The 21,543-nt window shown below is 43.3% G+C and carries 19 protein-coding genes; 15 read left to right on the top strand and 4 right to left on the bottom strand.

Annotated elements, in window-relative coordinates:
• The first annotated feature begins 68 nt into the window (after positions 1-68).
• Entirely contained in the window at positions 69-968 is a 900-nt protein-coding gene (locus Q8O20_RS00895) for a LysR family transcriptional regulator (protein WP_305529619.1), read from the top strand.
• A 10-nt stretch (positions 969-978) separates the two neighbouring features.
• On the opposite strand, the gene Q8O20_RS00890 is transcribed toward Q8O20_RS00895, so the two are convergent.
• Genes Q8O20_RS00890 through cysK form a run of 3 tightly spaced genes read right to left on the bottom strand, consistent with a single transcriptional unit; the run spans position 979 to position 2,959 of the window.
• On the bottom strand, positions 979-1,440 hold the full coding sequence (locus Q8O20_RS00890) for a hypothetical protein (RefSeq protein WP_294896220.1): 462 nt from the start codon (positions 1,438-1,440) through the stop codon (positions 979-981).
• A gap of 25 nt (positions 1,441-1,465) precedes the next feature.
• Entirely contained in the window at positions 1,466-2,035 is a 570-nt protein-coding gene (locus tag Q8O20_RS00885; RefSeq protein ID WP_305529618.1) for an aminotransferase class IV, read from the bottom strand.
• Positions 2,036-2,959, bottom strand: coding sequence for a cysteine synthase A (cysK, locus tag Q8O20_RS00880; protein ID WP_305529617.1), 924 nt, complete (start codon positions 2,957-2,959; stop codon positions 2,036-2,038). It lies immediately after the preceding gene.
• A gap of 230 nt (positions 2,960-3,189) precedes the next feature.
• On the opposite strand from cysK, the gene Q8O20_RS00875 reads away from it, so the two are divergent.
• The 4 genes from Q8O20_RS00875 (at position 3,190) to Q8O20_RS00860 (ending at position 7,788) form a co-directional block, all read left to right on the top strand.
• Positions 3,190-4,647, top strand: a complete 1,458-nt coding sequence (locus tag Q8O20_RS00875) for an acetyl/propionyl/methylcrotonyl-CoA carboxylase subunit alpha (protein ID WP_305529616.1) — start codon at positions 3,190-3,192, stop codon at positions 4,645-4,647.
• Positions 4,648-4,758: 111 nt separating this feature from the next.
• Entirely contained in the window at positions 4,759-5,880 is a 1,122-nt protein-coding gene (locus Q8O20_RS00870) for an McrC family protein (RefSeq protein ID WP_305529615.1), read from the top strand.
• Positions 5,881-7,434, top strand: coding sequence for an McrB family protein (locus tag Q8O20_RS00865; protein WP_305529614.1), 1,554 nt, complete (start codon positions 5,881-5,883; stop codon positions 7,432-7,434).
• Positions 7,435-7,500: 66 nt separating this feature from the next.
• Positions 7,501-7,788: a GIY-YIG nuclease family protein gene (locus Q8O20_RS00860; protein WP_305529613.1), complete on the top strand. Its 288-nt coding sequence runs from the start codon at positions 7,501-7,503 to the stop codon at positions 7,786-7,788.
• A gap of 110 nt (positions 7,789-7,898) precedes the next feature.
• Here the strand turns inward: Q8O20_RS00860 and Q8O20_RS00855 are convergent, their stop codons facing one another.
• The gene (locus Q8O20_RS00855) at positions 7,899-9,116 is read right to left on the bottom strand and encodes an apolipoprotein N-acyltransferase (protein ID WP_305529612.1); all 1,218 of its coding nucleotides are present in this window, start codon (positions 9,114-9,116) and stop codon (positions 7,899-7,901) included.
• Between the two features lie 69 nt (positions 9,117-9,185).
• Here Q8O20_RS00855 and yajC point away from each other — a divergent pair, with 69 nt between their 5' ends.
• From yajC to Q8O20_RS00805, 10 genes are all read left to right on the top strand, one after another.
• The gene (yajC, locus tag Q8O20_RS00850; RefSeq protein WP_304741970.1) at positions 9,186-9,452 is read left to right on the top strand and encodes a preprotein translocase subunit YajC; all 267 of its coding nucleotides are present in this window, start codon (positions 9,186-9,188) and stop codon (positions 9,450-9,452) included.
• Positions 9,442-11,019, top strand: a complete 1,578-nt coding sequence (secD, locus tag Q8O20_RS00845; protein ID WP_304741972.1) for a protein translocase subunit SecD — start codon at positions 9,442-9,444, stop codon at positions 11,017-11,019. The genes yajC and secD overlap by 11 nt, the downstream gene beginning before the upstream one ends.
• Entirely contained in the window at positions 11,019-11,990 is a 972-nt protein-coding gene (secF, locus tag Q8O20_RS00840) for a protein translocase subunit SecF (RefSeq protein ID WP_304741974.1), read from the top strand. Before secD ends, secF begins: the two co-directional genes overlap by 1 nt.
• Before the next feature lie 10 nt (positions 11,991-12,000).
• Positions 12,001-12,342 (top strand): DUF6394 family protein, encoded by a 342-nt coding sequence (locus Q8O20_RS00835; protein ID WP_304741976.1) that lies wholly within the window; start codon positions 12,001-12,003, stop codon positions 12,340-12,342.
• 15 nt (positions 12,343-12,357) lie between these two features.
• Positions 12,358-14,805: a leucine--tRNA ligase gene (gene leuS / locus Q8O20_RS00830; protein ID WP_305529611.1), complete on the top strand. Its 2,448-nt coding sequence runs from the start codon at positions 12,358-12,360 to the stop codon at positions 14,803-14,805.
• A gap of 4 nt (positions 14,806-14,809) precedes the next feature.
• Positions 14,810-15,307: an LPS assembly lipoprotein LptE gene (gene lptE, locus Q8O20_RS00825; RefSeq protein WP_305529610.1), complete on the top strand. Its 498-nt coding sequence runs from the start codon at positions 14,810-14,812 to the stop codon at positions 15,305-15,307.
• Positions 15,308-15,316: 9 nt separating this feature from the next.
• Positions 15,317-16,852: a GGDEF domain-containing protein gene (locus Q8O20_RS00820; protein WP_305529609.1), complete on the top strand. Its 1,536-nt coding sequence runs from the start codon at positions 15,317-15,319 to the stop codon at positions 16,850-16,852.
• Entirely contained in the window at positions 16,849-18,000 is a 1,152-nt protein-coding gene (locus Q8O20_RS00815; RefSeq protein ID WP_305529608.1) for a folylpolyglutamate synthase/dihydrofolate synthase family protein, read from the top strand. Before Q8O20_RS00820 ends, Q8O20_RS00815 begins: the two co-directional genes overlap by 4 nt.
• Positions 18,000-20,987 (top strand): DEAD/DEAH box helicase, encoded by a 2,988-nt coding sequence (locus Q8O20_RS00810; RefSeq protein WP_305529607.1) that lies wholly within the window; start codon positions 18,000-18,002, stop codon positions 20,985-20,987. Before Q8O20_RS00815 ends, Q8O20_RS00810 begins: the two co-directional genes overlap by 1 nt.
• A gap of 88 nt (positions 20,988-21,075) precedes the next feature.
• Positions 21,076-21,543, top strand: coding sequence for a CZB domain-containing protein (locus Q8O20_RS00805; RefSeq protein ID WP_305529606.1), 468 nt, complete (start codon positions 21,076-21,078; stop codon positions 21,541-21,543).

The raw sequence follows: 21,543 nt of genomic DNA, 5'->3' as shown, positions 1-21,543 counted from the left end.
CAAAACTCTTGCATTGGTTATAATAATGAGTTATAATACTGCTATTCATTCAGCTTATAGGAATTATTATGTTAAAAGATTTTGCCAAACTTATGACGTTTTTAACGGTGGTTCGGGAAAAAAGTTTTTCCAAAGCATCCGCAAAACTCGGGATTTCTCAGCCTGCCGTTACACAGCAGATCAAATTTATTGAGGATTATCTCGATACTCGTGTTGTTGAACGTAAAAAGAACGGTATTAAGCTTACAAAAGAGGGAGAAGATCTTTTTCGCATTGCTACTAAGTTAGAAAAAGCGATTCAATCAAGCGAGAAAGAACTTCTTAAAATTATCAGTAAAGAGTTTACGTTCATCGTCGGAGCATCATACGCAATCGGGAACTATGTTCTCCCCTCGTATATCGGGCAGCTTAAAGAGAAGATCAATAATGAAGTCCATATCCGTGTTGCATTTTCAGAAGAGATCATTGATCAGCTTTTGGATAAAAAGATCGATATCGCCCTTATCGAATCCCCGGTATTTAAAGACGGGCTGATTTACCGCGAATGGGAAGAGGACGAGTTGGTGATTTTTTCCAATCAGCCCATTCCTAAACAGCTTCGTAAAGAAGATATGTATAAATTTGACTGGATCTGTCGAGATGAAAACTCGCATACGCGTAAATTAACTTCCGAAGTGTTCGAAGAGATCGGCGTTGAGTGCTCAGGCTTCAGTGTCATCGGAGTAGTTGCGAGTTCCACGGCGATTAAAGAGACGTTGATGCGTTCCCCTAAAGATTCAGCCCGTCCGGTCGTCTCCGTTATCTCTCGTCATGTTATCAGCGATGAAGTGGAAGAGGGAAAATTGTTTGAAGCGCGGATTAAAAATTTCAAAATCAAACGTAAATTTTATATCGCTTACAGCAAAGAACGCAAACACGATGCGTTTATTGACAACGTAGTTACCTATTTATTAGGGTTGAAGTTATAAACTTCACCCTTTACTTTTTCTTCAAAAACTTCTGATTTTCGGGATTCGCGAGCAGTGCGCTCATCGAATTTTGAACCCCTTCATGCTTTTCAATATTGATAATAGGGTGTTGTTCTTGCGGCAATGCCAAGTTAACAAATGCCGGTGTATCATCGATAATAATTTGAACGATCGATAGCAGCGGAACCGAGACAAAGCTCCCTATGTTTTCGTGGCCGAAACCTGCTTCAAAAATTAAAGTATCATTATCGATTCTTGCACTCTCAAACGTATACCCCGCTAGAAAAAAGAGGGTCATCGCCCGAAATTCATCGTTAAGATGTTTTGGGAGGGGGGGATCAAAGGTAACGTGGTCGATTTTGCATAAGATGCCGAAATTCTGGTCGTTTTCGAACAGGTAAATAAGCATATCTCGAAGATGATTTTCCATCAAGCGAGAAAATGAAGAGCTTTTAATAATATCGAATAACATAACGGCAGACCTGTGTTGTATAAAATTAGATAATTATACCATTTTCGACTTCAATGAACCCTACCATCGCATTCATAAAGGCGACCTTGCTAGCTCGGCCGATATCCTCAGCGCTCAGGGGGGCGAGGGTGAGAAATTTTTCATCGAGTAAACGTTCCCGTGTTGTCCCCTCTAACAGCGGAGATTCGGGAGTGAGCCATTGTCCTTTTATGAAGAGGGCAATGTTGGCGATGGTGGTATCAGTTAGATGATTATTTTTAACAATGAGAACATCATCACAATCTTCACGCTGTTCAAATAACGCAGTAAGTTGTTCGCGCTCTGAGTATTTAAGGGGATATTCGATTGTATCGCAGATGAGAAGTTTGAGTGAAGCAATTTTTTTTGGGGTATAGGGATGATACTCAATGGTATATCCGTTTGCGTCATAGAGAAAGCGGCATCGGTATAGCTCTTGATCGGGAGGGGCTATTAGCGTTTGTAAATCATACTTTTGATGAATACCGAGCACTTGAGACGATTTTTCCAACCGTTTTTGATGATAGGGGAGGTGTAGAGCTTCTCCCCCTTCACAACGAATGGTTTCTAAAAGCATTTACGCTTCAAACAATGGGGTACTCAAATAACGTTCAGCCGTATCGCATAAAATCGTGACAATGGTTTTTCCTTTGTTCTCCGGACGTGCCGCAACAAGTGCTGCGGCGTGAACGTTGGCTCCTGCAGAGATTCCGACGAGGAGCCCTTCGGTTTTAGCGAGTGCTTTGGAAGCAGCTATGGCTTCTTCGTTACTAACGGTAATGATTTCATTGTAAAGAGTTGTATTGAGAACATCCGGGATGAATCCTGCACCGATTCCCTGTATTTTATGGGGTCCCGGTTTTCCCCCAGAGAGGACGGGAGAATCTTTGGGCTCCACAGCGATAATTTGGACATTCGGTAATACGGCTCGAAGTGCCTCTCCGGTTCCGGTAAGCGTTCCTCCCGTTCCGACGGCGGCTATGAAAATATCAACATTTCCGTCTGTGTCGCTGAGAATCTCTTGTGCCGTCGTAATGCGGTGAATAGCAGGATTGGCGGGATTGGCGAATTGTTGTAAAACAAGCGCATTGGGATTGGAAGCGACTAATGCGTTGGCTTCATCAATAGCCCCTTTCATCCCCGCTGCGGCAGGAGTGAGGACGAGGTTGGCTCCGAGGGCTTTGAGAAGATTGCGGCGTTCAATTGACATTGACTCAGGCATTGTAAGGGTAAGGTTAAGTCCCAAAGCGGCGCAGATAGAGGCAAGTGCAATACCGGTGTTGCCGCTGGTAGGTTCAATAATAAGGGTGTCGGCATTGATTTTCCCCTCTTTCATAGCACTTTGAATCATATTAAATCCGATACGGTCTTTGACAGAACTGGTCGGATTCATAAATTCGCATTTTCCCAAAATAGTCGCTCCGCTTGTGGATGAGGGGCCGTTGAGCCGTACGAGAGGAGTATTGCCGATGAGTTCAGTGATATTTGCCGCGATTTTCATAAAATGTATCCCTGTTTTTTAGCCATTATAATAGCAAATTTTTTATTATCCAATAATCATGAGTGATTCAATAAGGATAGAGAAAATAGACGTGCTTCGTTTGATGTTTTTGTAGGAGGTTAAAAAATTTTGCATAAACAGCAGATTTATCCTATAATTTCATTTTTAAATCAAGATATCGGGTATCTTAAGAGCCTAAAATACTCCAAGATGTTCAAGCGAGGAAATAAGTGAAAACTAAAAAGATCAGCAAAGTATTGATTGCAAACCGTGGTGAAATCGCACTTCGTATTATTCGTGCTTGTAAAGAGTTGGAAATTAAAAGTGTCGTTGTCTTTTCAGAAGCAGACGTTAACGGTGTTTGGGTTCGTAAAGCCGATGAGTGTTATCCGATTATGGGTGATCCTATCGCCGCATATCTTGATTATGACCGTATCATCTCATTGGCTAAAAAAGCTGATTGTGATGCAATCCATCCGGGATACGGATTTTTATCAGAAAGTGCTGAATTTGCACAAGCGTGTATCGATAACGACATTATCTTTATCGGACCGAAACCGGAGCATATCGCCCTTTTCGGAGATAAAATGGCGTCTAAAGTAGCGATGCGCGCTGTCGGTGTTCCGATGCTTCCGGGTACGGATGAGCCGATCGATAATATCGATGATGCCGAAAAAATTGCAACCGGTATCGGATTTCCAATCATTATCAAAGCGGCTTTCGGCGGCGGTGGACGCGGTATGCGTATTGTTGAGAAAGCGGCTGATTTTAAAGAGATGTACGAGTCAGCTACTAATGAAGCATTGCGTTTCTTTAGCCGTGGTGAAGTTTTCATCGAAAAATACCTCAAAAATCCGCGTCACATTGAGATCCAAATCGTTGCCGATAAATACGGTAACGTTGTCCATCTCGGAGATCGTGATTGCTCGATTCAACGTCGTCACCAAAAGGTGATCGAAATCGCTCCTTCACCGTTATTGAACGAAGAAACTCGCCGCGAGTTGTATCGTATTTCGACCAAAGCGATGTTTAAACTAGGGTATGAGAGCGTCGGTACTATCGAGTATCTGGTTGACCAAGATGACAATATCTACTTTATCGAGATGAACACTCGTGTTCAAGTTGAACATCCGGTTACCGAAGCGATTTCGGGGATCGATTTGATTCAACGTATGATTCAAATTGCCGAAGGCGACCCGCTTAAATTTTTGCAAGAAGAGATTAAATTCCGCGGATACGCTATTGAATTCCGTATCAATGCGGAGAATCCGAAATTAGGATTTGTCCCATCACCGGGTCTAATAACCAACTATCTTGCACCGGGTGGTCCTGGGGTTCGTTTGGACTCTATGGCGTATACTAACTATCAAATTCCCTCAAATTACGATTCAATGATCGGAAAACTGATCGTTACGGCTTTGACATGGGAAGATGCGGTGCGTAAAGCACGTCGTGCTTTGGATGAATTTCTTATCGAGGGTGTTCCGACGAATATCCCTCTTCACCGTCAAATTGTCCGTGATGAGCACTTTATCAAAGGGGAACTCGATACAGGGTATCTTGATACCAAATTGCAACACTTTAATCTCGATGCGATCCACAACATGGATGACGAAGAGGCTAAAATGAAACACATTGCCGCTGTTATCGAAGCAATCAACAAAAACAATCTCAACGTTCGCCACTAAATTTTTTTTTCATTCCGTAGATGACAGCTTCTGTCATTGCGGACTTGATCCGCAATCTAAATCCCATTTTTATAATTTAGCTTTGCAAGAAAAAGTGTATAATAGTTATCAATGATTGTACACGAATATGAAAAAATAAACCTTTTTATTCCAACTGAATTTCAATGCTATTTCTCTGAGAAATGGGGTGAGGTCAAAGCAACTCAATATTGCGGTGCGCTTAAAATCAGTAATCAAACTCTAACAATTCTTCCAAAAATTGACAAACATAATGATGTCGCTAATCTTCGTTATCTCACCTATATGCTCTCGTATGTTTATGATTTAAAAGTGGATGAAAGTATTTCTTCTACCGATACCGAAAAAAGTCCGATTTTAGAACTATTGATCTCGATTTTCTCACGTGAACTGATACGTGAAGTTGAAAAAGGGATGTATCGCGAGTATATCTCGGTGCAAGATAACCTTCGAGTGATGAGGGGACGTTTTATGGTTGGGATGGATGCACGGACAAATTTCGTGCGGGACAAAATTTATTGTGAATACGATGAGTTTAGTCCCGATAATCCTCTCAATGCACTTTTCGCATATACGGTCAATGTATGTCGTCGCATTACTAACAGTGCCGATAATAGACGACAGCTAGGGATGCTTAATCTGATGTTCGATGAGGTTACTCCCTATTATAATCCTCATACAACCTATCATTGGTATCGGCTTAATGAGAGGTTTCGACATCTTTATAAAATCGCTCTGCTCATCCTTCAAAATCTCAATATTCGTTTTGACAAAGCTGGAGCAAATGAGTGGGCATTTATGTTTGATATGAACGTGCTATTTGAGCAGTTTATCGGCAAAATCGTCCGAACTATTGAGCCGACAGCAATAATCCAAGCCGAAAATAATTTCGGTAATCTCAAACTCAAACCCGATATTTTGATCCCTAATTGTCTTATTGTCGATACGAAGTATAAAAAGGTCAATGGCAAAGATGAGTTGAAGCGGGATGATAAATATCAGATGTACGTGTATGGGAAAAACTATAAAATCGATCAAACGATGTTGCTCTATCCGAAGCATTTAATCGATTTATGTGATTCTAAGCCTCTTTATTTAGGGAAACAGGGAGAAAGTGTGATGCTAAAAATGCGAAGCGTAGAGTTGCAGTCTGATGCGACAAGTTATAAGAATTATATTGAAGAGATAAAAAATAAAATGAAAGAGGTTTTATAGATGGCAAGGGATACAAAGAAATTTAATTTTAATGGCAAAGAGAGACTTTCGAAACGTCAACTTGTTTATGAAGTAATTAAAAAATATATTGAAGATCATCCAAATATATCTGTTAATGAACTCAAAAATGAATTTAATTCGATGCATAGAAGTTATAAAGTTTGTTTGTTACAGAATGAATATGACAACTTTGTTAGCCGTACGCAGACAGGAGAATTTCGCTATTTTGAGGCACCTATAAAAATCTCTAATGAAAATATATTTATATGCAATCAGTGGGGTACCAATTTTCCAAATGTTTTAAAAAAAATATCTGAATTGAATTATCACATTACATCGAATTTTGTTGAAGTATCTAGTATTTCGGAAAATGATGAGGATGATGAAGTAATTGAAAATCCAAAAAATATAATTTTGTATGGTCCTCCTGGTGTCGGTAAGACCTACTCACATAAACAGCTAATTTCGATTCTTGAAAAGGGTGATAGCCTCGATACATTAATGGATCAAGATTATGAAATTGAAACTTTTGATAATGTCAAAAAAGAAGGGCGTTATCAGTTCTTGACCTTTCATCAAAGTTACAGTTATGAAGATTTTGTTGAAGGATTTAGACCGAATGAGGATGGTAAAATAGTTCGAGAAGATGGTATTTTTAAAAATATTTCTTATAAAGCTAAGAAAAACTTACTTGACTCATTCAAACCAATTCAAACGTTAGAAGAAGAAAAAACTTTTGATCAATTATTTCAAGAATTTATTGATCATGTTCAGCTTGCTATTGATGAAAAAAGCAAATATGAACTTACAGAAAATGTGTATATTTTTGAAGTTGAGGATGACGCTTTTCGCTATAAAGGTGATAATTGGTCTCGTCATGATTCAGGGATTCGTATGAGATTTGATATTTTAAAAGATATGTATATTCATAAAGTTAAATCGCGTAAAGACATCAAAAATTTAGATCATATCCAAGGGCTTGCCGATCAACACGCAACGTATTTTTGGGAATTATTAAAGAAATTTTATACGTTTGAAAAGTCTCTTAAACCAGTTGATACTAGTAGTGAAACAAATAAGTATATTGCAGAATTAAAAAACTATTATCTCATCATCGATGAAATCAATCGAGGAAATATCTCCAAAATTTTTGGTGAACTTATTACCCTTCTTGAAGAAGATAAACGTCTCGGTGAAGATAATGAACTGATGGTAACATTGCCATACTCGAAAGAGCAATTTGGTGTTCCTAAAAACCTCTATATCATCGGGACAATGAACACGGCAGACAAGTCAATTGCACTCGTCGATATTGCACTACGCCGCCGTTTTACATTTGTGAGAATGGAGCCGATAGAAGAATTTTTGCCTGAAAATGTTAAAAAGATTAATGAGATCATTAAAGAACGAAGAGGTAGTGATTATCTCATCGGGCACGCTTATTTTATGGGGAATCATGATAATGAGTTTGTGATGAAATACAAAATCCGTCCGCTTTTGGAAGAGTATTTTTACGGGGAAAATATTGACAAAATTTTTGAGGGGTTGATATAGTTATTTGAGATCCTGAATCAAGTTCAGGATGACGGAGAATCTAAGTTCAGCATGACAAGGAACCGAATGAAAAAAGGTTTTGTTTATATAATGTCTAATAAAAAAGATGGAGTTTTATATATTGGGGTTACATCAGATATCGTGAAAAGAGTCTATGAGCATAAAAATGGTTTTGTGGATGGATTTACAAAGCAATATTATTTAAAAAATTTAGTTTATTATGAAGTTTATGATGACATCGAAGAAGCGATAAAAAGAGAGAAACAGCTTAAAAATTGGCATAGAGAGTGGAAAATCGAGTTGATTAATAAACAAAATCCTGATTGGGAAGATTTGTACGAAAGTATTTTATGAGATGCTGAATCGAGTTCAGCATGACGGTTTATGTCATTCCGTGCTTGACACGGAATCTAAGATCCTGAATCAAGTTCAGGATGACGAAACACAAATTCATCATGACAAAATTAGTAGACTATTCCGCTTCCCCCGCCGTTAGCCGCATGAAACACAATGGTATTATTTTTACGAGCATAAAAACGAATAAGAAGATTTTGCACCGTCGGCTCGATCGAGGGTTTGAACCATCCGTTGTTACTTACGGCAATCATATAACGTGTATCGGGAGTATAAAGTTCTTCGCGGGTTGCTTCGTAGCAGACGGCATTGCGAAACGTTACCCCTTTAATCTCAAAATCGGTCGGTTTGTCTGCCGTTACGAAATCGGCACCTCCTCCGAAAATTTCACGATTCACCCATCCGCGTAAAAATTCAGGAAGCGGGATGTATTCTCCGAAGGGGACAAGGATCGTTTTTTTTGCAACCGTGACATTGCCTTGATCGAAAAGATAGGAGACGTTATAGTTGAGGTTATTTTCTTTATGCAATGTTCCCGTAAGTATGGCGATATGCAGGGAACGTTTTGCAAGTGCTTCGGATATCGCAGTATGCTCATTCATATAGAGAGGAAATGCCGATTCGGGGAGAACGACCAGATCATACCCTTGCGCGATCGCTTCATCAATAGCATCAAAATTTTCTTGTAGTGTTTGCTCTAAACGCTCCCCCTGCCATTTGAAATCTTGCGAAATATCGGTAGAGACCAGTTTTATTTTTACATCAGGAAGCGGCGCGGTGGGATGGGTGGTTTGAATCGCGCCGAGAAGAAGGATAAGGGGAAGAATTTTTTTCCGCCCCTCAAACCATATTGTTGAGGCGAGCGAAAAGAGGATTAGAGCAAACTGCCATTTGGTAAATCCCATGTAACTTTCAACGAAGATCAGTTCGGGTTGCATCCAGTTGAAATCCATCGGCCATATATAGGTGAGACCGAAGAGGATGATCGCGCGGATGAGGGGATGTGCGGTGAGTGCCATCGTTCCGTAATAGAGGGCATAAACGATTCCGAATCCTAATGCGACAAGCCACGTCGCCCATCCGAGGCCGTAATACTGGAAACTAAATCCGATCCAATAGCACCACAGTAACCCGATCCAAAATCCGCTGATGAGAATAGTACGTTTGGGTGCGTGCAAAAGGGCATAAAGGGCAATAAGCCCTGAAAAAGTATTCAAAGCTTTAGAGGTGAGAGCGAAATGTTCCCAATAGATAAAAGCTGAGAAAAAGAGGGCGATGAGCAAAGGGGCAACAAGGAGTTCGATAATAGGTGCAGTTCGATATTTCATAAAGTAATTATATCGTTGTTAGCCACATTTCAGTATAATGCCCCAATTTCACATCACCCAAGGATATCCATGGAAATTGTTACTCAAATTCTCCCATTTGTCTTTTTGATCGCTATTATGTATTTCGTGATCATTCGTCCCCAAAACCAACAGGCTAAAAAACATAAAGAGATGATTGAATCCCTTACAAAAGGGGATAAAGTGGTCACTAGCGGTGGTTTGATCGTTGAGATCAAAAAAGTCGAAGAGGGCTTTTTCTCTGTGAAATTCAATAATGAAACCGAAGCACGTCTTGTAAAAGACGCGGTTGCCAGAAAGTACGAGGATGAAGCTTAATTTCCGTGTCGTATTACTTATAGCTGCTGCACTTTTCGGGATTATTTTTTCGATCCCGTCTCTAACCCAAAGTCAGCAAGGTGCAAAAGTGACCCTCGGGTTAGATCTTCAAGGGGGGCTCCATCTCCTTTTAGGGGTTAAAACCGAAGAGGCTGTCAATTCACAACTCAAATCGGTCGCTTCCGGTCTAAAACATTTTTCGGAACAGAATGATATTTTAATCGACGGTCTCAGTGTTGAAGAAAACCAAGTTATTTTTTCTCTTTTGGACAGCGAAGACGGTGTAAAGATTGATGAGCATTTAAAAACCGTTCAAGGTGCTGTTGCAAAAGCGTCGGGTGAATCGTACCGTGTCTCTTTTACGCCGGAAGAGGTTGAAAAGTTAAAGGCACAGGCTGTCGATCAGGCAATCGAGACGATTCGTAACCGTCTTGATCAGTTCGGTTTGGCGGAACCTGTCGTTGCGCGACAAGGTGTCGACAAAATTTTGGTCGAACTACCGGGGATCAAAACGCCTCAAGAAGAGCAACGTGCACGTGAACTGATTTCCCGTGCCGCGAAGCTTGAACTTATGGCGGTAGATGAAGATCGCTCCATGCGTGTCAATGATATGAGTGAGGCCGAGGCTGCAAGCTTCGGAGATAAAATTCTTGAAGATGCCCTTCAGCCTAAAATGAAACATCTTGTAAATGAGATCCCGATTTTGGATGGGACGATGCTTACCGATGCACAGGTCGGGTATGATCAAAATAACCGTCCGGTGATCAATTTTTCACTCAACTCTGCCGGTGCGCAGGTTTTCGGTGATTTTACAGGAAGAAGTGTCGGAAAACGTCTCGCGATCGTTTTGGACGGGAAAGTGTATTCAGCCCCCGTGATCAATGAACGTATCGGCGGGGGAAGCGGTCAGATCAGCGGTAACTACACAATCGAAGAGGCGAACGATTTAGCGATTGCACTCCGCTCCGGTGCTTTGCTTGCCCCTATCTATATGTTGGAAAAACGCTCTGTCGGACCTAGCTTGGGTGCGGACAGCATTAAAGCGTCTTTGCTCGCATTGGTGAGCGGATTTGTATTGGTCATGATTTTTATGATGATGTACTACGGATTGGCAGGTATTATCGCCAACCTTGCAGTTTTAATCAATATCTTTATTATTTTGGCAATGATGGCACTTTTAGGTGCGACACTGACATTACCGGGTATGGCGGGTATCGTCCTTCATATCGGTCTTGCGGTTGATGCGAATATTATTATTAATGAGCGTGTCCGAGAACAATTGCGTCTGGGTCTTAGTGTTCGAAAAGCATTGGAAGAGGGGTACAGCAAGGCTATGCGTGCCATCTTGGATTCCAATATAACGCAAATTATTGCGTGTACCATTTTGTATGTCTATGGAACCGGTGCCATTAAAGGGTTTGCCGTAACCCTCAGTATGGGTATTTTAGCCTCAATGTTGACGGCGATTGTCGGAACCTACGGGATTTTCCAACTCTTTACCAATCGTATTGAAAAATCGAAAAACTACAAAATGTGGTTTGGAATGACGAGAAAGGTGAATGCATAATGGAATTGTTTAAAGAAGATAAAGTCTATAACTTCCTAGGCAAAGGGAAAATCTTTTTCGTTGCTTCGTTTGTCCTTTTCTTTTTAGCGATTGCTCTTATCGCGACAAAAGGATTTTCTTTCGGTATCGATTTTACCGGTGGAACGGTTGTTCAGGTCAAATATCAGGGTGTTGCACCTATCGATAAAGTACGTGAAGCGCTAAAAAAAGATGAGCTTTTCAAGCACGCCAGTGTGACCGAATTCGGTTCACCCGAAGAGATCATTATAAAAACGGCGGCTTCAACGGACGGATTGAGCAAAGATATCGGAGACGTTACCCGCGAAATTCTCAAAGGGACGGGTGAGTTTGAGATTCGCCGTGTCGATATGGTTGGGCCGAAAGTAGGAGATGAGCTCCGCGTTAAAGGGCTTACCGCATTTCTTTTGACGTTGGCTGCGATTATGGCGATGGTGACCTTTCGCTATGAGTGGCGTTTTGCATTAGCGGCGATTATCGCGATCGTCCACGACATCGTTATTACGTTTGGGTTTGTCTCCTATTTTGAGATTGATTTCAACATTGAGAGTGTCGCGGCACTCCTTATGATCTTGGGATATTCGATTCATGATACGATTATTGTCTATGACCGTATACGTGAGCATATTCAAGAAAGTAAGAACAGTGATTTTGTTATGATCGTGAATGAAGCGGTTTCTCGTACTCAGTCTCGAACAACATTGACCTCATTGACGGTATTTTTTGTGGTACTGACTCTCTTCTTGTTTGGGGGAGATATTATGATCGGTTTCAGTTTCCCGATGCTCGTCGGTGTTATAATCGGAACGTACAGTTCGATTTTCGTTGCTGCACAGCTTGTCGTCTGGACAGGATTCAGTGTCTCTCACTATCGTGAAAAAATGGCTGAAAAAGTAAAACTTCAGGCGGAAAAAGAGCGTCTTCGGGCGCAGTTCGAACAAGGTATAGTCTAAGGAGCAGGTTATGGATTGGGGAAAAGTCGTTTATGTTTTTTTCACGCTGATGAGTTTGACCTCGGTAGCGGGGTTTTTATACGATCATACATCGATTATGTTGTTTATTGCGGCCAGTTTGAACCTGATCTCAACCATTTTGAAATTGGGTGTTCGTAACCTTTTGGCGGCAGAGCTTCTCGCTGCTTCGTTGGTAGCGGATCTTCATTTGATTCCTGCATTTATCTACATGGAAGTGGTAGGCAATCAAACGTGGGCTATTTCATTGGCTATCGGTGCCTTGATCGCCAATCTTTTTTCAATTTTTATGGTATTCATTGAGAGTGCTAAAGCTAAAGAGAATTACGAATAAATATAGGAGTTTTTTTTGAATTATACCCCCGCATCGATTGAGGCCAAGTGGCAGAAAACTTGGAGTGCAACCAAAGCGTATGAACCCTCAAATGATTTTTCTAAACCTAAAAAATATGTATTAAGTATGTTCCCTTACCCCTCGGGGCGGATCCATATGGGGCATGTTCGTAACTACACGATCGGTGATGCATTTGCCCGTTATTATCGTCAGCAGGGGTTTAACGTTCTCCACCCGATCGGATGGGACAGTTTTGGAATGCCGGCAGAAAATGCGGCGATCAAACACGGTGTCCATCCGAAAAAATGGACGTATGAAAACATTGCTACGATGCGCGGCGAACTTGCAGGGTTAGGTCTTTCGTTTTCGGAAGATAGAGAATTTGCGACCTCGAACCCTGAATATACGGCGTTCGAACAGGGATTTATCATCGATATGTTCAACAAGGGATTGTTGTATCGTAAACAGGGATTTCTGAACTGGTGCCCGCATGACTTGACCGTTTTAGCCAATGAGCAGGTGGTTGACGGCGGATGTTGGAGATGCGGAACTGAAATCGTCCAAAAAGAGATGTATCAGTATTATCTCAAAATCAGTGACTACGCCGAAGAACTCCTAGAATCGCTTAAAACCCTCGAGGGAAAATGGCCGAAACAGGTTTTGACGATGCAGGAGAACTGGATCGGAAAATCGTACGGTTTGGAGTTTGCGTTTAAGCTTGATGATGAGAGCGAAGCGCGTCTCGGTGCCGTGTATCAAAGTTTTGATGTTTTTACGACCCGTCCCGATACGATTTACGGGGTAAGTTACGCCGCTCTTGCACCCGAGCATGAAATCGTTCGTCATATGATCTCATTCGGATTGCTCGATGCGGATACTGTCAATGCTATTAAAGCGATGCAGCGCGTGAGTGCACGTGAGCGTGCTACAAGTCCGAAAGAGGGAGTATCATTGGGGATCAATGTTATTCATCCTCTTACCGGTGCCAAAGTGCCGGTTTGGGTAGCGAATTTCGTTCTCACCGATTACGGCTCGGGTGCAGTTATGGCGGTTCCGGCTCATGATGATCGTGACTATGAATTTGCAACCAAATATGATCTTCCGATAAAAGCGGTTATCTTCCCGAGTGAGGGTGAATTGCCTGCAGGGTGTGCGTATACCGAAACGGGAATATTGCGTGAGAGTGCACAGTTTAGCGCTCTGGATAATGTCAGTGCCAAAGCGTCGATTATGGATCATTTTGAAGCCGAAAAGCTCGGTAAAAAAGTAGTTAATTTCCGTCTCAAAGATTGGGGGATCAGCCGTCAGCGCTACTGGGGTGCTCCGATCCCGTTGATCCACTGTGACACGTGCGGAATCGTCCCCGAAGATAAAGCCAATCTTCCGGTAGCACTCCCTGAAGATGTCGTCATTAACGGAGAGGGAAATCCGCTCGAACATCATGAGACATGGAAACACTGCGCATGCCCGAAATGCGGCAAAGCGGCGATTCGTGAGACCGATACGATGGATACCTTTATCCAGTCGTCATGGTATTTCCTCCGCTATACTGTACCGAATGATCATAAAGAAGTATTTGATAAACAAGCCCTCGATTATTGGATGGGTGTTGATCACTATATCGGCGGGATAGAACACGCGATTTTGCATCTGCTGTACGCCCGTTTCTTTACCAAAATGCTTCGCGATTTGGGATACGTCAACAGCGATGAGCCGTTTGAACATCTCCTTACTCAGGGGATGGTTCTTAAAGACGGTGCAAAGATGTCGAAATCCAAAGGAAATACCGTCGATCCGGGTGCTTTGGTAGAGAAATACGGTGCCGATACCGCGCGTCTGTTTATCCTCTTTGCCGCTCCTCCGACCCAAGAGTTGGAGTGGAACGACAGTGCGGTTGAGGGGGCATATCGCTTTCTCAAACGATTTGCCGATCGCAGTCAATACGTCAATGTTACCGACCGCTTGCCGATGATCGATCATACTACCCTCTCTAAAGAAGAGAAAGGGGCTCGCAAAAAAGTCTATGAAGCCCTCAAACGTGCCCAAGAGGTTTACGGTGAGCGTCATACGTTTAACACGATGATTGCCGGTGTCATGGAAGCGATGAATGCATTGGGTGAACAAAGTAATCGTGATGTGTGGACGGAAGGGTACTGGATACTCACATCTGTACTGGAACCGATTGTTCCCCATATTTGCTGGGAACTCTCAACCGAATTCTTCGGTAGTAAAAATTTTGGTGTTCAAGTGGTGCGCGAAGAGGTCTTTGAAGTTGATAGTGTAGCTTTAGGTGTCTCCATCAACGGTAAGAACCGCGCAACGATCGAAGTGGGAGTGAATGAATCTCAAGAGAAAATTATTGAGATGGCAAAAGTTTCCGTAGAGAAATGGTTAGAGGGAAAAGAGATCGTAAAAGCGATTGTTGTCCCCGGCAAACTTGTCAATCTCGTGATAAAAGGGTAACACCATGAAATTTTGGATACTGAGCGCATTGATCCTCCTTAGCGGATGCGGCTATCAGCCCTCAAGCTATTACGCGAAGAGTGTTGTCGGTGAAAGTGTCAGTACCGAAGTCGTGGTAAGGATGGAAGACCCTCAAAATACGGTTATTATCAAAGATGCCGTCGATACGGCGGTTATTACAAAGTTTCGGGCTTCGCTGGTTCCTAAAAATTCAGCGAAAACTCATTTGGTAATTTCAATCGGCGGGGTCTCTTTTAGCCCGCTTCGATACGATACTAACGGGTACGTTATCACCTACCGGGCTATAGTCAGTATGAGTATTAGTCGTAAGACTGATGGTAAAACTGCTTCGTATGGAACCAGCGGGATGTATGACTTTGAAATCGAGCCCAATGCGATTATTTCCGATCAAGCCCGTTTTGAAGCGATACGACAAGGGGCTCAAAAAGCGATCGATGCTTTTGTCGCACAAGTTGCGGCGCAGGGCACAATTTCGAAATAAAGGGTAATTATGACCATTAACCAGATCGTACGAAATACCGTTGAAAGACTTAAAGCCGAGGGGAAAGTATGGACTCCCGATGTTTATACAGAAACCTTTTGTTCGGAAGCCAAACGTGCGGGATTTGCGGTTGAAGACTGCAGTGGAATTGATCGTTACAGTTCTCTTTTTGATAAAAAAACAGCGGAAGAGATTAAACAATACCGTGTTCGGACGACGGCTGAACTTATCCGCTTTTTAATCTCTAAACTTAGCCGTATGAACCCCAATGAAGCGACGGTATTGGTGGAGCTTTTGAACGATCTGGCCAAAAAAATGGCACAAAGTATTGATGTACTACATAACCCTGATGCATCGGCACTGGCGAAGAAAACCATCACTATTTTGGAGTCTCAAGGGGGATCAACCCAGATAGAGCTGCTAAAGCAGGCATGGGCAAACTTTCTTAGTGTCTATGATGACTCTTTTTTAATGAAGTTAGCCCATTTCGGTTCGGTTGATTCAGCTAATTTACGAAGTACCATCGAGAGTCTTAATCTGCATAAGAGTGCAGAGGATGGGGTAGACCATAACCGAACCATTCGTTTACTTATATCCTCTTTGGTTCCCTCAATCGCACCTACAATGGACAATGAGACGATCGAACTCTCCCAAAAGCTGAGTGATAATCCCTCCTATATCGCTACCGATGAGTGTGAAAAAGAGCTCAAAACAGCGATTGCTATGCGGATAGCTTTGGACAAGCGCAGTGTTGAAGAGATGGTAAATGCACTCGATAAACTTCTCGAAAAACTCTCCGCGCAGCTCATTGATTTGATCGAGAGAAGTGAAAGTTCAAGCAGTGAGATTCGAGAAGTTAAGCGTGATCTCGAAGCACTCGAAAATAACAAGCCCACCGATTTTAAAACGGCACATAAGCGGCTCTATACTATTGCCAGTACGTTAGAAGAGAAAGTCGAAGTATTGAGCAAAGATTTGAAGGTTCACAATGAAAAAGTGACCAAAATGGGGAAAAAGATTGCTACCCTTGAAGCGGAGTTGGCTCAGGCTACACAAGCTTCACGGGAAGACTTCTTAACCAAACTCTTTAACAAACGGGCAATTGAAGAGTATATGAATCTCAAAGAGGCCGAATTTGAGCGGCATGGGCACTCTTTTTGTGTTGCAATGCTCGATTTGGACCATTTTAAAGCAGTGAATGATACGTACGGGCATGAAGCGGGAGATGCAGTCCTTATCGCATTTGCAAAAATTCTCAAAGACGAGGCTCGAACCAGTGATATCGTAGGACGTTTCGGGGGCGAGGAATTTTTGGCGATTTTAGGAGACACTGATTTAGAAGGGGCCAAAATATTTTGTGAAAAAGTGCGCACCCACGTTGAGCAAGCCCATTTTATGTATCAAGGGCAGCGTATTGCGGTGAGCGTCAGTATCGGTGTTGCCGAACGCAGTGATTATCCTTCCTTAAAAGGGCTGGTAAAGGGGGCGGATGAGCACCTTTATGATGCTAAACGTAAAGGGCGAAATCGCGTCGAGCCTGCATGAAACTGAGCGATTTTCTATCCCGTAAACCCCTTTTTTATGATGTAATCGATTATGAGCGCTTTCCCAAAGCGTATCAAGCGGTTGCGCATCTCCTCCCTAGCCCTAAGATAATCCATCTTGTCGGCACGAACGGTAAAGGTTCAACTGGGCGTTTCTTAGCCACTGCACTGAGCCGTGCCGGGAAAAAAGTCGGTCACTACACGTCGCCCCATATTCTCCGCTTTAACGAGCGTATTTGGGTGGATGGTTCCGAGATAAACGATGAAGCGTTGGAAGCGGCACATAAAAAACTCCTCTCCTTGTTACCTGAAGCGATTGCCGAAGCGTTAAGCTATTTTGAGTACACGACTCTCCTTGCCATGGTTGCGTATGAGGGGTGTGAATACGTCGTATGTGAAGCGGGGCTAGGGGGGGAGTTTGATGCAACGAATGTTTACGAGAAGGCATTGAGTGTTTTTACCCCTATTGATTTTGATCATGCGGCGTTTTTAGGGAACACCATCGATTCTATCGCAACGACCAAACTGCGAAGTATGCAGGGAGTTGCTCTTTTGGGAAAACAAAAACACTCTGAGGTAGAGTCTATCGCACGTACGATTGCGGATGAAAAAGGGTGTAACCTCTATACCTTTTCAGAACGCTTTACACCTGAAATAGAGACAATAGCATTGCACCTTGCCACGAAAAACGCTCTAAGCGGCTATTTATGCGATAATCTGATGTTAGCAATGATGGCGTATGAGCTTTTAGGGTATAAAGCGACCGAGGAGCTGTTTGATCAGAGTGCATTGTTCGGACGCTTAAGCGCTATCGCTCCTAACATCACGTTGGATGTAGGGCATAACGCACTGGCGGCAGAATCGATTGTTCAAAGCTTTACGGGAAAAAGAGTGACCCTTATCTATAACACTTACGGCGATAAGGATTACCGAGAAATATTGGCTCTTTTAAAGCCTATTATTGACTCGGTTGAGATTATCGAAGTGAATGAGGCTCGGATTGTGGAACGGAGTGCATTGGAAAATGCATTATACGATTTGAAGATACCGTTTTCTCCGTTTGAAATAATCGGTGAGGACAAAGAATATTTGGTTTTCGGCTCGTTCAGCGTAGCCGAGACGTTTTTAAAGAGGATGAATAAGCACTGATGTCACAAGCACGATGGTATGAATACGTAAAAAATAACCCGAAAAACCTCCCTGAAATCCTCCTCTGCGAGGATGCGAAAGAGGCATCGGAACTGAGCGATGTTTCGACATTTTTAGCGATCCCCCATATCGTTTTGCCCGATTTTCGTGCGACCTATATGGACGATTTACGCCCGTTTAGTGAAGAACTTTTTGCCCTTTTTGCAGCACTGCGCACCTATTACACGGCGTCCAAAAAACCGCTGATTATTTCACCCGTCAAAACGCTCCTCTTTCCCCTCCCGAATCCCTCTTTGCTTCAAAGCGAAAGAATAGAGTTCGCTTCCCGTATCGATCTGGGGAGTTTTAAAGAGAAGCTCCTCCATTGGGGATACACCTTTGTCGATATGGTGGAGATGGAGGGGGAAGTCTCCCATCGCGGCGATATCCTCGATATTTACGTCCCGAACCAAAGCAACCCGTATCGTATCAGCCTCTTTGATGATGAGGTGGAAGAGATCAAAGCGTTCGATGTCGAAACCCAGCGTACCGACAAAGAGGAACTGGCTTCCATCGATGTCACGAGTGCTTTTTTCTCCCTTGACGCGGATCAATACAAACATTTTGAAAAAGCGATTTCATCCGCCCAAAGCGATAGTTTTGTCAAAGACATCGCCTCTTTGGGATTATGGGTATTGGGCGAACACGGAGTGGATCTGTGCGAAGGAAAAAAACGTCTCCGTATCCGAGAGATGAAAAGTGTTCTCGATGAAGCCTACGGTCTTAATCAGCCTGTATTACCACGTGAACGGCTTGAGGTAGATATCCTTCCCGAATCCGAAAAGTACACTCCATTGGGGGGAGGGAATTTCGAAACTCTCCGAAGCGTCCATAAAAATAAAAAATTTACCCTCATTGCCGCCAGTGATACTCAGCTTAAAGCCTCTGGGATATTCGATGTTAAGGGGATAACGCTAAAAACCTCAGGGATTGTCCTGAATCTAATCGGCCCCGACGAAGTGATCTTCTCCCTCAACCGCCATGAGAAAAAGCGTCGTCGCCGCCGTACTTCCATCCTCCTCGATGATTTGAAAGTGGGGGATTACGTCGTACACGAAGAGTACGGGGTGGGGATTTTCGTCGGAATCGAGCAGGCGGAGATCCTCGGTGGGATTAAAGACCTTGTCGTCATCAAATACATGGGGGATGATAAACTTCTTCTCCCCGTTGAAAACCTCGACTCGATCGATCGCTATATCGCATCAGGTAGCCTCCCTGTGCTTGATCGTCTCGGTAAAGGGAGCTTCGGCAAGCTCAAAGAGTCGGTTAAAGCACGGTTGTTCGAGATCGCTTCCGAGATTGTCGGAATCGCGGCTAGTCGAGCTCTTATCAAAGCCTCTGTCATTAATGTCGACGGGGGTGAGTTGCGCCGATTTCAAGCCGCCGCAGGTTTTGATTATACCCCCGATCAAGCGAGTGCGATTAGCTCTATCGTTCGTGATCTCTCTTCGGGGCAGATTATGGATCGGCTCCTCAGCGGCGATGTCGGTTTCGGAAAAACCGAAGTGGCGATGAATGCTATTTTTGCCGCAGCCAAAGGGGGATATCAATCGCTCCTCGTTGTTCCGACGACACTTCTGAGTTCTCAGCATTTTCAATCGCTCAAAGCACGCCTTGCACCGTTTGGTCTTCGAGTCGCCAAGTTGGACCGTTTTGTCAGCGCTAAAGAGAAAACGGCAACCTTGAGAGCGTTAGAAGCGGGAGAACTTGACTGTGTCGTCGGAACCCATGCTCTCTTTGGGGTGAGCTGTGCGAAGCTTGGGATTGTTATCATCGATGAAGAGCACAAATTCGGGGTGAAACAAAAAGAGAAACTCAAATCGCTCTATGAAAACGTCCATCTTCTCAGTATGAGTGCGACGCCGATTCCCCGCAGTCTCAACCAAGCCCTCAGCTCGATTAAAACGATGAGCGAACTCCTCACCCCTCCAAGTGAGCGTTTAGGGGTACGGACATTTGTCAAAAATTACGATGAGAAACTGATCAAAGAGGTGATCTTGCGGGAGCTTCGACGCGGCGGACAGGTTTTTTACGTCCACAACTCAATCGATTCGATGATTATCAAATCAGGCGAGCTCAAAGCCATCCTTCCCGATCTTCGTATCCTTATCCTCCACTCCCAAATCGGCGCCACCCAAACCGAGGATGAACTCGCTAAGTTTGCCGACCGCCAATACGATGTCCTTCTCGCCACCTCGATCATCGAATCAGGAATTCATATGCCGACGGTCAACACGATGATCATCGACGGAGCGGATCGTTTCGGAATGGCCGATTTGCATCAGCTGCGCGGACGGGTCGGACGGGGGCATACCGAGGGGTACGCCTATTTTATCGTCGATGACAAAGACCACCTCACCGAAGAGGCGAAAAAACGGCTTGTCGCGTTGGAATCAAACTCGTTTCTCGGAAGCGGTTCGATGCTCGCCTATCATGATCTCGAAATCCGAGGAGGGGGAAATCTCGTCGGAGATGCCCAAAGCGGTCATATCAAAAACATCGGCTATGCCCTCTATCTTCGAATGTTGGAAGATGCCATCAAAATCCTCACCAACCAAACGACGGCAGTGCGGGCGAAAGTGGATATCAAACTCACCGTCAGCGCCTTTATCAGCGATGAGATCGTCACCGAAGATCGCCTCCGCCTCGAACTCTATCGCCGCCTCAGCCAGTGTGAATCCCCGAGTGAGATTTATGAAATCGAAGAAGAGGTAGGGGATCGTTTCGGTAAACCTGATACCTCTACCAAGCAGTTTTTCGAGATTATGGTGATCAAGTTATTGTGTATCGAGAAAAAAATCAAAATGGTAAGCAATTACAACCAAAATATCACTATAGAATACGCGAGTGGGGTAAAAGAGACACTGCAGAGCAAAAGTAAAGACGATGATGATCTTATCGGAGTCGTCTTGCAGTATCTTCGCACCGCAAAACCAAAAGGGGAGTAATCACTGGAGAGTGAAAAATCCGCCGTTCAATGTTTTATTATAATTTCGGATAGGTATAATAGCAGTACTAAACCATAGGTAGGCAAAAATGGATAAAACTCTAATATTGCAGTCATTGGGTGAAGCGAAAAAAGCGCATCTTAAATGGGTGCAGCGCGCTAAGCTATTGATTGAGGGTTTGGCTATCGATGAGAGCGCAATACCTCTCAACAGCACAGACTGTGCATTTGGGAAGTGGTTTTACAGTGAAGGACAAAAACTTAATGCATTGGGGAATATGGGGTGCTTAAGTGACATTGAAAAAGCCCACTTTACCCTCCATGATGAGTACATGCAGATTTTTAAAATTTATTTTTCGGACAACGAAAGAACGTTCTTTTCAAAAATTTTCAATTCAAAAAAAAAGATAAACGAAAAAGATAAAGAGATTGCAAAAGGGCATTTTATGAAACTTCAAGCCGCATCAGATGAAGTGTTGGAGCATATCGGTCGGCTGGAACGCCGTTTAAATGCGATTTCCCAAAGCTCATTTGATGCCAATATGAGCGGGATATAA

Origin of the sequence: Sulfuricurvum sp. (assembly GCF_030691015.1) — a bacterium.
Lineage (GTDB): Bacteria > Campylobacterota > Campylobacteria > Campylobacterales > Sulfurimonadaceae > Sulfuricurvum.
Note: the sequence above shows the minus strand (reverse complement) of the source record. Positions and strands in the feature narration are given on the sequence as shown.